Origin of the sequence: Streptomyces sp. NBC_00190, assembly GCF_036203305.1 — a bacterium.
Lineage (GTDB): Bacteria > Actinomycetota > Actinomycetes > Streptomycetales > Streptomycetaceae > Streptomyces.
The window spans coordinates 2646178-2658357 of the sequence record NZ_CP108131.1; the positions used below are offsets into that span (position 1 = coordinate 2646178).

12 protein-coding genes are annotated in these 12180 nt (G+C 72.3%); 3 read left to right on the forward strand and 9 right to left on the reverse strand.

Going from position 1 to position 12180, the window contains the following annotated elements; translation table 11 throughout:
- Positions 1–44: 44 nt before the first annotated feature.
- Positions 45–2792: a PKD domain-containing protein gene (locus OG429_RS12840; protein ID WP_328925448.1), complete on the forward strand. Its 2748-nt coding sequence runs from the start codon at positions 45–47 to the stop codon at positions 2790–2792.
- Between the two features lie 78 nt (positions 2793–2870).
- Here the strand turns inward: OG429_RS12840 and OG429_RS12845 are convergent, their stop codons facing one another.
- Together OG429_RS12845 and OG429_RS12850 are read right to left on the reverse strand one after the other, a co-directional pair.
- Positions 2871–3263: a hypothetical protein gene (locus OG429_RS12845; protein ID WP_328925449.1), complete on the reverse strand. Its 393-nt coding sequence runs from the start codon at positions 3261–3263 to the stop codon at positions 2871–2873.
- A gap of 13 nt (positions 3264–3276) precedes the next feature.
- Positions 3277–3921 carry a hypothetical protein gene (locus OG429_RS12850; protein ID WP_328925450.1) on the reverse strand — a complete coding sequence of 215 codons (645 nt, stop codon included), beginning with the start codon at positions 3919–3921 and terminating at the stop codon, positions 3277–3279.
- Positions 3922–4033: 112 nt separating this feature from the next.
- Here OG429_RS12850 and OG429_RS12855 point away from each other — a divergent pair, with 112 nt between their 5' ends.
- Complete coding sequence (locus tag OG429_RS12855) at positions 4034–4336, forward strand: hypothetical protein (protein ID WP_328925451.1); 303 nt, start codon at positions 4034–4036, stop codon at positions 4334–4336.
- A 30-nt stretch (positions 4337–4366) separates the two neighbouring features.
- On the opposite strand, the gene OG429_RS12860 is transcribed toward OG429_RS12855, so the two are convergent.
- Genes OG429_RS12860 through OG429_RS12870 form a run of 3 tightly spaced genes read right to left on the reverse strand, consistent with a single transcriptional unit; the run spans position 4367 to position 7573 of the window.
- Positions 4367–5455 carry a prenyltransferase gene (locus OG429_RS12860; RefSeq protein ID WP_328925452.1) on the reverse strand — a complete coding sequence of 363 codons (1089 nt, stop codon included), beginning with the start codon at positions 5453–5455 and terminating at the stop codon, positions 4367–4369.
- On the reverse strand, positions 5452–6195 hold the full coding sequence (locus OG429_RS12865) for a class I SAM-dependent methyltransferase (RefSeq protein ID WP_328925453.1): 744 nt from the start codon (positions 6193–6195) through the stop codon (positions 5452–5454). Before OG429_RS12865 ends, OG429_RS12860 begins: the two co-directional genes overlap by 4 nt.
- Before the next feature lie 58 nt (positions 6196–6253).
- Complete coding sequence (locus tag OG429_RS12870) at positions 6254–7573, reverse strand: glycosyltransferase family 4 protein (RefSeq protein ID WP_328925454.1); 1320 nt, start codon at positions 7571–7573, stop codon at positions 6254–6256.
- A gap of 205 nt (positions 7574–7778) precedes the next feature.
- On the opposite strand from OG429_RS12870, the gene OG429_RS12875 reads away from it, so the two are divergent.
- Positions 7779–8402 (forward strand): TetR family transcriptional regulator, encoded by a 624-nt coding sequence (locus OG429_RS12875; RefSeq protein ID WP_328925455.1) that lies wholly within the window; start codon positions 7779–7781, stop codon positions 8400–8402.
- A 54-nt stretch (positions 8403–8456) separates the two neighbouring features.
- On the opposite strand, the gene OG429_RS12880 is transcribed toward OG429_RS12875, so the two are convergent.
- The 4 genes from OG429_RS12880 to OG429_RS12895 all read right to left on the reverse strand — a co-directional run bounded on the left by OG429_RS12880 (position 8457) and on the right by OG429_RS12895 (position 12101).
- Positions 8457–9635, reverse strand: coding sequence for an acyltransferase family protein (locus OG429_RS12880; RefSeq protein ID WP_328925456.1), 1179 nt, complete (start codon positions 9633–9635; stop codon positions 8457–8459).
- A gap of 148 nt (positions 9636–9783) precedes the next feature.
- Positions 9784–10317: a hypothetical protein gene (locus OG429_RS12885; protein ID WP_328925457.1), complete on the reverse strand. Its 534-nt coding sequence runs from the start codon at positions 10315–10317 to the stop codon at positions 9784–9786.
- An 87-nt stretch (positions 10318–10404) separates the two neighbouring features.
- The gene (locus tag OG429_RS12890) at positions 10405–10638 is read right to left on the reverse strand and encodes a ferredoxin (RefSeq protein WP_328925458.1); all 234 of its coding nucleotides are present in this window, start codon (positions 10636–10638) and stop codon (positions 10405–10407) included.
- On the reverse strand, positions 10638–12101 hold the full coding sequence (locus tag OG429_RS12895; RefSeq protein ID WP_328925459.1) for an aldehyde dehydrogenase: 1464 nt from the start codon (positions 12099–12101) through the stop codon (positions 10638–10640). The genes OG429_RS12890 and OG429_RS12895 overlap by 1 nt, the downstream gene beginning before the upstream one ends.
- Between the last annotated feature and the right edge of the window lie 79 nt (positions 12102–12180).

Here is a 12180-nt window from a genome sequence, read left to right on the forward strand (position 1 = left end):
CCCGTGGCGACCCACGTCGTCCTCTGCCCCAAGGAACCCTCTTCGTGCGTCCCACTCGTGCGACCGTCCTGCTGACCGCGGGTCTCGTCTCCCTCCTCGGGCTGCCCGCCACCGCGGCCGCCACCGAAAATCCGACCACCCTCTACGTGGACCACACCACGGGCTCCGGCTGCTCGGACAGCGGCCCCGGTTCACAGGACACGCCCCTCTGCACGATCTCGGCCGCGGCCAAGGCCGTACAGCCGGGCCAGACCGTGCGCATCGTGCCGGGCAAGCCGTACGACGAGGCCGTCACCATCGACCGGTCCGGCCAGCCGGGCAAGCCGATCACCTTCGAAGGCGGCGTGACCGGGTCGTCCCAGTTCTGGCTGGCGGCGGGCAGGCCCCTGACCGTCAGCGGCGCCTCCCACGTCGTGGTCCGCGGGCTGGGCACCCAAGCCGGTCTCAGGGTCACCGGTTCCACCGATGTCGAGGTGGACCGGATGAACGCCCTCAAGAACCCCGGCGCCGTCACGGTCGACGGGGGAAGCACGGACGTGCGCCTCAGCCGCAGCCGGCTGGACTCGTCCGTCCGGATCGAGGGTGCGCAGGGCACCGTACTGAGCCGCAACGAGATCCACGGCTACGCCAACGCGGCGGTCACCGCGTACAACGCGCCCGGCACCGTCGTCACCAACAACACGGTCTACCTCTCCTGCGAGGCGGCCGTCTCCCTGGGTGAGGGCTCCACGGCCTCGGCCCTGTTCAACAACGTGATCCACACGGAGTCCGCGGCCGGGTGCCCGGCGCCCGATCCGCGCTACGGCATCGCCGTGGCGCAGGGCGCGGCCTCCGGCACCCGCGCCGACTACAACCTGGTCACCGGCCCCTTCAGCGATGCCCGGGTGGCCTACAAGTGGGCCGACACCCCCTACCGGGACCAGGCGGCCTTCCACGCCGCGACCGGCCACGGCGCCCACGACATCCTGACCCCGTCCCGGATCAACGTCGGCCCGTGGGACGGATCCCCCACCGTCGACTCCGGCGACCCGACGGCGCCGGGCGTCCTGCCCACGGACTTCCTGGGGCGGCCCGTCGGGGACGACCCGCGCGTGCCCAACACCGGCAAGGACGGCGGGTACGTCGACCGCGGCTCCCGCGAGCTGCAGGACTACCTGCAGTCCGTCCGGGTGGAGCTCGAACAGGGCTGGGCCCCGGTCGGCACCACGGTGAAGGCGAACGCCGTCCCGAACAGCACCTGGGCCGCCGCGCTCAGCTACCGGTACGACTTCGGCGACGGCACCGCCCCGGTGGTCACCAAGGCCACCTCCGCCGAGCACGTGTACGGCGCGCCGTGCGAGTGCACGGTGAAGGTGACGGCCACCAACGTCGCCGGGCAGCAGGTCCAGGGCCAGCAGACGGCGAAGGTCACCCCGGCCGCTCCGCTGGCCACGGCCTTCACGGCCACGCCGGTCCTGCCGAGCGCGGACGCGCCCAGGGAGTTCGTCCCGCCGCTGTCCGTCGAGGCCGAGGCGCGGACCACCGCCGCGCCGTGGCCGGTCCAGCGGATGGACGTGGACTTCGGTGACGGCGCGAAGGAGAGCCGCAGCGCACTGGAGCCGGTCCGGCACGCCTACAAGCAGCCCGGCACCTACAAGGTGACGGTGACCCTCCAGGACATCAAGGGCGCCACCTCCACGGCCGAGCGGACCGTCCAGGTCGCCTACACCCCGGCCGGCTACGTCCCCCTCACCCCGACCCGCGTACTGGACACCCGTACCTCCGGCACTCCCGTCCAGGGCGGCACCGCCACCCCGGTCACCCTGCCGATCGTCTTCACCGGCTCGGGCCCGAACCACACGGCCGGCGCGTCCGCGGCGGTCCTGAACGTGACGGTCACCGGGGCCACCGAGGACACCCACCTCAGCGTCTGGCCCGCGGGCCAGCCCCGCCCGGTCACCTCGAACGTCAACGTCAAGGCGGGCGGGACCTCCTCCAACACCGTCACCGTGCCCATCGGCGCCGACGGCAAGGTCTCCGCGCAGCTCAACTCGGGCAAGGCCGCGCTGATCGTCGACTTCGTCGGCTACTACCAGCCGAACGCCGGGCAGCGCTTCACCCCGCTCGCCCCGGCCCGCCTCGTCGACACCCGCACCACGGGCGGCGCGCTGGGCGGTGGCCAGACCCGCACGGTGAAGGTCGCCGGTGTGGGCGGCATCCCCGCCGACGCCACCGCCGTCGCCCTCAACCTCACCGGCACCGGCGCGACCGAGCAGGCGCACGTCATCGCCTACCCGGACCCCGACCCGAACCGTCGGCCCACCACCTCGAACCTGAACGTGGAACCGGGCAAGGACAAGTCCAACCAGGCCATCGTCCCCGTCGGCCCGAACGGCACCATCACCCTCTACACCAACACCGGCTCCACCCACCTGATCCTCGACGCGGTCGGCTACTACGCCGAGGACGGCAAGGCCCTCTTCACCCCGGTCGTCCCCCAGCGCCTCGCCGACACCCGCACCACCGGAAAGCTCGCCCCCGGCGCCACCACCACCGTCGCCGGGATCCCGGCGAACGCGATCGGCGCGGCCCTGAACGTGACCGCCACCGACACCACCGGCCCCGGCTTCCTCACCGTCCACGGACACGGCGCCGCCCGCCCCGAGGCCAGCAGCCTCCAGACCCGCCCCGGCGACACCGTCCCCAACCACGTCACCACCCCGGTGGCCGACGGCCGCGTCAGCATCTCCAACAGCTACGGCGGCAGCACCCACGTGATCACCGACCTCTTCGGCTACTTCACCCAGGGCTGACCCCACCCGCAGCACACCGGAGCCCCGGCCACCGCGACTCGCGGCGACCGGGGCTCCCTGCTGCCTCAGGCGTCCTTCTCAGGCTTCGTCGGGAGTCTGCTTGATGGCGTCCAGCAGCTCGCGCAGGTCCAGCGCCATGACGGCGATCTCGATGCTCCCGCCGCCCCCGTAGGCGCAGGTGACGATCCGCGAGCCCGGGTTGATGGACATGCCCTCCTTCACGGAGGGGGCCCGTACCGCCGTGGCGCGGCCTCCGGGCAGCGGCACGGGCTCACCGCGCTGCGGGACCCAGCGCGCCGCCCCCGGGCCCGCGTACACCCGGCCGGGCCGCCAGCGGCCCTCGCCGGCCGGCTCGCGGGCCATGCCGGGAATCCCGGGCACGGGCCCGGCGGCCGTCCGCGCGAGGTGCTTGCGCCGCAGGAGCCAGCCGGCTCCGGCGGCGGCGAGGACGGCCACCACGATCTCGATCACCCGGCCATTGTCCCTATCCGCCCAGCTGGGAGACGCTCGGGACCTGGTCGGTCACCGTGGCGCCCGCGCTCTTGCCCGCATCCTTGACGCCGTCGATGACGCTGTCGAAGGAACTGATGTCGCCGTCACCCGCCTGCCCCTTGCGGAGCTTGGTGCCGAGGCCCTTGAGGGACTCGATGCCCGCCGTCAGCGGTGCGATCGCCTTCGACAGCAGCGGGTCGCCCTTGGCGTTGTCGGCGGCCGCCTTCAGCCGGTTGTAGGCGAAGGCACCCGCGAGGCCGGCCTTGATGAGCGCGAACGTACGGCCCTTCGCGCCCTTCTTGAACTTGCCGGCGCGGTACGGCTTGATGATCCACTGGTACGTCGCCCCGGCCGCGAGCCCCGCGTTGGCGACGAAGCGCGCCTTGGCGAACTTCTGCTTCTCGGCGGAAGTGCTGGGCGAGGGCGTCGCGGCGGCCAGCTCGTCGGCTTCGACGGCGGCCGGTTCCGCGGCCGCGAGGGCCGCCAGCTCCCCCATCGACGCGGAGGAGAGCTCTTCGCTCCGGCTCCCGGCGCCACCACCGTCGCTGCCGCATGCGGTGGCGCCGGCCAGCAGCGCTGTGGACAGGACCACCGCCGTGAGGGCACGGCGGATTCGGACGGTCGTGGGTACGGGCACGGTTTCCTCCGGGGACTGAGGCGTCCCCCGCAGCCTCGCCCGCTCCCCACGGCTCCACCACTTGGGGGACCCGTTCGGGTTTGCGGCCCGCCCGCACGGCAAGACGCGTGACATGCCCACACACACCCGAGTACACGCCCGAGGAAGCAGTCAGGCAGGCCGGGCCGTCGCACTGGTGGCGGACGTGCTCGCCTTCGTGATCGTCCTGTGGATCCTGCTGTACCTGCTGGACGCCAACCGCGGCAACGAACTGGTGGAGTTCGTCCACGACACCGCGTCCTGGCTGGCCGGCTGGTCCTACGACCTCTTCACCTTCAGCCGCGAATGGGTCCAGGTCGTGGTCGGCTACGGCCTGGCCGCGGTGGTCTACGTCCTCGTCGGACACGCCGTCGCAGGCTGGCTCTACCGGCGTTAGGGCCGGTAGAGCCAGTGGCGCCGGCGCCGCTCAACCGCAGCAGTCGGGCTCCAGCCCGGCCGGGAGCGAGGTCCCGCCGAACACCTCGGTGGTGGCCTCGTCCCCGCCGAGCGCCGCGACGGCCAGCAGCAGGGACCCGGCCGTCCAGGTGGTCTGCTCGACCGGCCAGACGGCCTTGTCCTGGAACACGTACCCCGTCCAGTACATGCCGTTGTCGGCGCGCAGGTGCGTGATCGAGCGCAGGATCTCCAGCGCCCGGTCCGACTCCCCCGTCGCCCACAGCGCGAGCGCCAGCTCGCAGGACTCGCCGCCCGTCACCCACGGGTTCGGCAGGACGCAGCGCACGCCCAGGTCCGCGACGACGAACTCGTCCCAGCGCTCCTCGATGCGCGCCTTGGCCTCGGCGCCGGTCAGGGCGCCGCCGAGGACCGGGTAGTACCAGTCCATCGAGTAGTGGTTCTTGTCGAGGAACCGCTCGGGGTGGCGGCGAATGGCATGGCGCAGGGCGCCCGCCGCGAGCTCCCAGTCGGGCTGCGGCTCCTCGCGGTGCTCGGCGATGGCCAGCGCGCAGCGCAGGGCCTGGTGGATGGAGGAGGAGCCGGTCAGCAGGGCGTCCGTGACGGGCGTGCCGTCGGCCTCCCGCTTCCAGCCGATCTCGCCGCCGGGCTGCTGGAGCGAGAGCACGCACTCCACGGCCGCGTACACCGCGGGCCACATCCGGTCGAGGAAGGCGTCGTCACCGGTGGACAGGTAGTGGTGCCAGACGCCGACGGCTATGTACGCCGTGAAGTTGCTCTCCCGGCTCGAGTCCTGCGGCTCGGCGGTGTCCACGCCGTCCGGCCGGTCGGCGTAGGCCGCGTACCAGGAGCCGTCCTGGTTCTGGTGGGCGGCGAGCCACTCGTACGCCTTCTCGGCGGCCGCGTGCTCCCCGGCCGCGTCCAGCGCCATCGCGGCCTCGGTGTGGTCCCACGGGTCGAGGTGGTGCCCGCGGAACCACGGTATGGCCCCGTCCGCCCGCTGCGCGGCGAGGATGCCGGCGACGGTCTCGGCGGCCTGCTCCGCGGTCAGGACGCCGTCCAGGACGAGGTGTTCGGGTGCGGTGCGCCCGGGCGAGGTCACTGTGCGGCGCCCGCGGCGTCGACGGGCAGGTGGGGCTTGGTCGCGTACGCCACGAAGCTCTTGCCGATGACCGGGTTGAGGGCCTGCTCCGCGAGCCGCGTGGCCAGCGGCTTCTTCATGATGTCCCAGACCAGGAGCTTGTGGTACGCCCGGACGGGCAGCGCCTTGTCGTTGTCGACGCCGAAGGCGCACTTGAGCCACCAGTACGGGGAGTGCAGCCCGTGCGCGTGGTGCGTGCCGTATGGCTTGAGGCCCGCGGCCTCCATCTTGCCGAGCAGCTCGTCCGCCTTGTAGATGCGGATGTGGCCGCCCTCGACCTCGTGGTAGGCGTCGGAGAGCGCCCAGCAGATCTTCTCGGGGCCGTAGCGCGGCACGGTGATGGCGATGCGGCCGCCGGGCTTGAGCACGCGGACCATCTCGGCGAGCACGCCCTTGTCGTCGGGGATGTGCTCCATCACCTCGGAGATGATGACGACGTCGAAGGACTCGTCGGGGAAGGGCAGTGCGAGCGCGTCGCCTTCCATGGCGGTGGCGGTGGCGCCGGCCGGGGCCTCGCCGGCCTCCTTCATGGCGGCGAACCACTTGGCGACCTCGCGGATCTCCTCGCCGTTGCGGTCGACGGCGACCACCTGGGCGCCTCTCCGGTAGCACTCGAAGGCGTGCCGGCCTGCGCCGCAGCCCAGATCGAGCACGCGGTCGCCTGCGGCGAGCGGGAACCGGGAGAAATCGACGGTCAGCACGGGGTCCTGCCTTCGCGGTCGCGGGGGTGTACGGGGGTGGTGTGGATGTGGCGGAAGGTCACCGAGGGCGGCGGGCACGGCCGGCGGCCGCCTGCTCGATGGCGGCCCGGTAGTGCGCGGCGGTGCCTTCGGCGGCCTTGGCCCAGGTGAAGCGGGTCAGGACCCGTTCGCGCCCGGCGGCGCCGAGGCGGGCCCGCAGCTGCGGGTCACCCAGCATCCGGCCCAGCGCGGCGGCCAGCGCGCCCGCGTCGCCCGGGGGCACCGCGAGGCAGGTCTCGCCGTCGGGGCCGGAGACTTCGGGGATCGCTCCGCCGGTGGTGGCGACGAGCGGGGTGCCGGTGGCCATGGCCTCGGCCGCCGGGAGCGAGAAGCCCTCGTAGAGGGAGGGCACGCAGGCGACCTGGGCGCTGCGGACGAGGTCGACGAGTTCGGCGTCGGTGATGCCCTTGACGAAGCGGACGGCGTCCTGGAGCCCGTACGACTCGATGGCGCGGGCGACCGGCCCCTTCTCGGCACGCTTGCCGACGACGACGAGGTGGGCGTCGGGCTGCTCGGTGCGCAGCTTCGCGAGCGCCTCGACGAGGTGGACGAGCCCCTTGAGCGGGACGTCGGCGCTGGAGGTGGTGACGATGCGGCCCGGTACCTCGGCGACGGAGGGGTCCGGGGACCACAGGTCGGTGTCGGCGCCGATGTGCACGACGTGGATGCGGCCGTCCTGGACGCCGAGGTGCTGGGCGATCTCCTGCTTGGAGGAGCCGGAGACGGTGAGCACGGAGGGGAGGCGCCGGGCGACGCGGCCCTGCATGCGCGTGAAGGCGTACCAACGCCGCACGGAGGCCCGCTTCATGCGGTCCTTGGCGGCGTCGAGGTCGAGCTGCCTGTCGACGGTGATGGGGTGGTGGATCGTGGTCACCAGGGGTGCGCCGAGATCCGCCAGCAGCCCGTATCCGAGGGTCTGGTTGTCGTGGATGACGTCGAACTCACCGGCGCGGGCGGCGAGGTGGCGCCGGGCCCGCAGGGAGAAGGTCAGCGGCTCGGGGAATCCGCCGGTCCACATGGTGGCGACCTCCAGCGCGTCGATCCAGTCCCGGTACTCGCCGCGCTTGGGAGTGCGGAAGGGATCGGGCTGCCGGTAGAGGTCGAGGCTCGGGAGTTCGGTGAGCGTGGCCCCCGTGTCGAGCACCGGATAGGGCTGCGCGCCGATGACCTCGACGGAGTGCCCCAGGCGTACGAGCTCGCGCGAGAGGTGGCGGACGTAGACGCCCTGGCCACCGCAGAACGGGTTCCCCTTATAGGTGAGGAGCGCGATGCGCAGCGGGCGGTCGCCGTCGGTGGCGGAACCCGGGAAAGGGCTCGTCACCATGGCCTCAGCGGTCACTCCTGGCCCCCTTCATCCCTGCACTTTCGCCGGAGCGTAACCGCTCGGATAATGTAGAACAAGTTTCAGACTTGATCCGTTGAGACCATTGAATCTACCGGCCGGAAACCACACCGTAAGAGGCGGAGCAGGTGATTCGCGCCACGGCTGCGGCGCCTGACATGCTGGCTCCGGATCAGCCCCGCAACGACTCGGAACGGGACACATGACAGCGGAAGCGAAGGCCGCCCACACCCCGGCGTCCCCTCCCCTGACGGAGCGCCAGGAGGCGCGCCGCCGCCGGATCCTGCACGCCAGTGCACAGCTGGCGAGCCGGGGCGGCTTCGATGCCGTCCAGATGCGCGAGGTCGCGGAATCGTCCAGCGTGGCGCTGGGCACCCTGTACCGGTACTTCCCGTCCAAGGTGCACCTGCTGGTGGCCACCATGCAGGACCAGCTCCAGCACATGCACACGACGCTGCGCAAGCACCCGCCGGCCGGCGACGACCCGGCGGCGCGGGTCGCGGAGACCCTGATGCGGGCCTTCCGGGCGCTCCAGCGGGAGCCGCACCTCGCGGACGCGATGGTGCGGGCGCTGACCTTCGCGGACCGCAGCGTGAGCCCCGAGGTGGACACGGTGTCCCGGCTGACCACGGCGATCATCCTGGACGCGATGGGCCTGGAGGCCCCGCCGACGGCGGAACAGCTCTCGGCGGTCCGGGTCATCGAGCACACCTGGCACTCGGCGCTGATCACCTGGCTGTCGGGCCGCGCCTCGATCGCCCAGGTCAAGATCGACATCGAGACGGTCTGCCGCCTGATCGACCTGACGGCCCCGGAAAAGGCCTGAAGCCACCGGTCCACCGGTCCTGGGTCATACCCGGGTCCGGGGCTCACCTGCCGCCTATGCGGCGAGCTTCTGCGGCTGCTCGGCCCGCGGGGCCATCAGGCGGCGCAGCAGCCGGGTGAGCGGCCGCTCCACCAGGCGGTGCAGCAGCCAGGCGATCAGCATCGCGCCCGCGATCACCCCGAGGAGGGTCGGCCAGGCGCCCCACTGCTCGTTCCACCGCCAGATCACCCGCACGCCCAGTGACTGGTGCACGAGGTAGAGCGGGTAGGAGATCGCGCCCGCGACCGGCAGCCAGCGCCACTGGATGCGGTCCAGTTTCCCGAGCGCGATCAGGCCCATGAGCAGGTACATCGCGGTGATCGCGGCCAGGCAGACCTTCCAGTCGATGCCGTGCCCCTCGTCCGCCATGATCGCCGGAAGGCGATGCTGCATCAGCAGCCAGGACAGCGCCAGGATGCCCAGGGTCTCGCCTTCGATCCGGCCCGCCCGGCGGACCAGGTGGAAGGCGATCCCGGCGATGAAGAACGGCGCCCACTGGGGTACCAGGAGCTGGTCCAGCAACGGGATGCCCGACTTCGGCGCCAGGACCGAGCCCAGCGCCCAGACCCAGCAGAAGGCCGCGACCCGGCGGTAGCTGGTGCCGAGCAGGACGACCAGCGAGAAGAGCAGGTAGAAGCGCAGCTCGGCCCAGAGCGTCCAGTAGACGAGGTCCACGCCCTCCACACCGAGGGGTTCCTGCAGCATCGTGAGGTTGGTGAGCATCTGGCCGACGGTGACCTTCGGCTCGCCCGGAGTCCGCGGGCCCAGGCGGGCGGCCGCGGAGGAGAGCACGACCGCCGCCCAGTAGAGCGGGAACAGCCGCAGGATCCGGCCCTGCCAGAACTGCTGGAGCGACTTGCCCCAGCCGGACATGCAGATGACGAAACCGCTGATCATGAAGAAGAAGACCACGCCGAGCCAGCCGAAATCGGCGATCCGGTGCAGCGCGGGAAACAGCTCGGCCGCCGTCCGCTGCCAGGGGATCGTCCCGTAGCCGGCCAGGTAGTGGAAAAGGACCACCGACAGCGCCGCGAGCAGCCGCAGGCCGTCCAGCACCGCGATGCGCGGCGCCCGGACAGCCCCGCCGCCGCCCCTCGGCCGGACCCTCCCGTGACGGACGGGTTCGGGGGGCGGCTGCGTCGCCCCGGCGGGCGCCGGAACGCGGTCCCCGGCGAGGACGGACCTGTCGGACATGACACCTCTGGAATTCCTTCGGTGTCGCGGCACCGGTACGTCAACGGGGCATAAAGCCCCGCGATCGTATCGATGCCGCATGCACGCACACGAACCCGGGCGCTGCCGCCCGGCGCCCCCGCCCGGGTCGCCCCCCCCACCGCCGTCCCTACGCGTCCGTCGTCCCCGGCGGATGCGCCCCGTCGAACGCCGCGTCGCAGGTCGCGTCGTGGTGCAGGGCCACGAGGGACAGGCGCTGGTCGTTGCGGGACTTGTAGTTGATGAGCACCAGCTCCCACGATCCGTTGGTCATGGCGAGCCCGTACGGGCGCTCCCTGTGGGCGGTGGTCGCCCAGCCGCGGGCGTTCAGGCCCACCACGACGTCCCGCAGCCTCTCCGGCGTGATCAGGTCGTGAGCGTCCCAGCTCACCGCGCACTCGGCGGCGAGGCCGAACTCCTCCTCGCGGTCCTTCCGCGACATGGGCCGTCCACCGGCTCTTGCCGAGGTGAGGACGGCCTCGAACTGCGCGTCCACCATCGGCCGCGACGGATCCGCTCCCGCCGGGGCGGGCGCGGGGGACGCAGACGCCTCCCGTACCCAGCCGTTCCCCGCGTCCTCGCCGAACTCCCGGTCGCTCAGCCCCGCGGCCACGAGGACGCCCGCCACCCCGGCCGACGCCGCCGCCCATTTGATCCTGCTCACGTCGCTTCCCCCCGCGAAGGCCCCGGGCCGGATCGCCCGGTGGCCCCGCAGAAGTGTCACACTCCGCCGTCGCGACCCCGAACGGATTTACTCCTCCGGCGGGAAGACCGGTTCGCCGGTCGCGGCCAGGGTGATCATGATGGCCTCGACCGGGCAGCCCTCCGCCGCCGTCAGGACCGGCTCGTTCGCGTCGGTTTCCGGGGTGCGCGGGTGCGACTGCCGGGCGGAGTCGAGGGCGAAGCCCTCCGGGGCGTGGTTCACGCACATGCCCGAGCCGATGCAGACCCCCCGGTCCACCTCGACCTGCCAGCGGTCGCCCATCAGGCACCCGCCTCGTAACCCGCCGGCAGGTGGATCATCTTGTGCTCCAGGTACTCGCCCAGGCCCTCGGGGCCGAACTCCCGGCCCACGCCGCTGTTCTTGTAGCCGCCGAACGGGCCGAGCATGTCCAGGCTGAAGGTGTTCACGTTGAAGGTGCCCGTCCGGACCTGCCGGCCGAAGTCGACGCCGTGCTCGACGTCCGCCGTCCAGACGCTGCCGCTCAGGCCGAACTCCGAGTCGTTGGCCACCCGTACCGCCTCCGCCTCGTCCCCGTACGGGATCAGGCAGACGACCGGGCCGAAGATCTCCTCGCGGGCGATCCGCATGGAGTTGTCCACGTCGCCGAAGAGGGTGGGCTCCACGTACCAGCCCCGCTCCAGGCCCGCCGGGCGGCCGCCGCCGGCCAGGACCTTGGCGCCCTCCTCCTGGCCGATGCGGATGTAGTCCAGGGAGCGCTGCTGCTGGCGCCGGGCCACGAGCGGGCCGAGCTGCGTCGCCGGGTCGAGCGGGTCGCCGACCACCAGGGAGCCGGCCGCCGCCGCGAGGGCCTCGGCCACCTCCTCGTAGCGGCTGCGCGGCGCGAGGACGCGGGTCTGGGCCACGCACGCCTGGCCGTTGTTCATCCAGGCCGCGGGCACGATCCCGGCGATGGTGGTGTCCAGATCGGCGTCGGGCAGGATCACGGCGGCCGACTTGCCGCCGAGTTCGAGGGTGACCCGGGTGAGGTTGCGCGCGGCGACCTCCATCACGCGCCTGCCCGCGGCGACCGAGCCGGTGAAGGCGACCTTGTCGATGCCGGGGTGGCCGACCAGGTACTCGCTGACCTCGCGGTCGGCGGGCAGGATCGACAGCACGCCCTCCGGCACCCCGGCCTCGCGCGCGATGTCGGCGAGGATGTACGAGTCGAGCGGGGACTCCGGGGAAGGCTTGAGGATCACCGTCGAGCCGGAGAGCAGCGCGGGCGCGAGCTTGGCGGCGGCCACGAACTGCGGCACGTTCCACGGGATGACGGCCGCGACGACCCCGACCGGCTCGCGGCGCACCAGGATCGGTCCGAGGACGCCCTGGCGGCGCTCCTCGTACGGGTAGGCGCGCGCGACGGTGATCGCGGCGTCGTAGACCATCATCGGGCCGAGCGCCTGGGCGAGGACGCTCCAGGAGTACGGGGATCCGTTCTGGGAGCTGATCGAACGGGCGATCTCCTCGTGCCGGACGGCTATGGCGTCCTTGATCCGGGAGACGACGGCGACGCGTTCGTCGAGCGACATCCGCGGCCAGGGACCCTCGTCGAACGCCTTGCGCGCGGCGGCGACCGCCCGGTCGACGTCGGCCTTCGAGGCGTGCGGGACGGAGCCGATGACCTGCTCGGTGTGGGGGGAGACGACCTGGATCGTGTCGGTGCCCAGCGGATCCGTCCACTCCCCGCCGATGAACAGTTGTCCGTGTTCCACGAGCTCGGTCATGGCTGATGCCTCCTGCGGCTTGGGGTCCCAGAACTGATACCAGTTCTAGTTAGAGGAGTCCACGGCCGGGACAGAACAG

Excerpts from the sequence above, each read along its gene's own strand:
- OG429_RS12890 (WP_328925458.1), bottom strand. The coding sequence starts at position 10,638 with ATGGGCGACCGCTGGCAGGTCGAGGTGGACCGGGGGGTCTGCATCGGC.
- OG429_RS12855 (WP_328925451.1), top strand. The coding sequence starts at position 4,034 with ATGCCCACACACACCCGAGTACACGCCCGAGGAAGCAGTCAGGCAGGC.
- OG429_RS12875 (WP_328925455.1), top strand. The coding sequence starts at position 7,779 with ATGACAGCGGAAGCGAAGGCCGCCCACACCCCGGCGTCCCCTCCCCTG.
- OG429_RS12895 (WP_328925459.1), bottom strand. The coding sequence starts at position 12,101 with ATGACCGAGCTCGTGGAACACGGACAACTGTTCATCGGCGGGGAGTGG.
- OG429_RS12880 (WP_328925456.1), bottom strand. The coding sequence starts at position 9,635 with ATGTCCGACAGGTCCGTCCTCGCCGGGGACCGCGTTCCGGCGCCCGCC.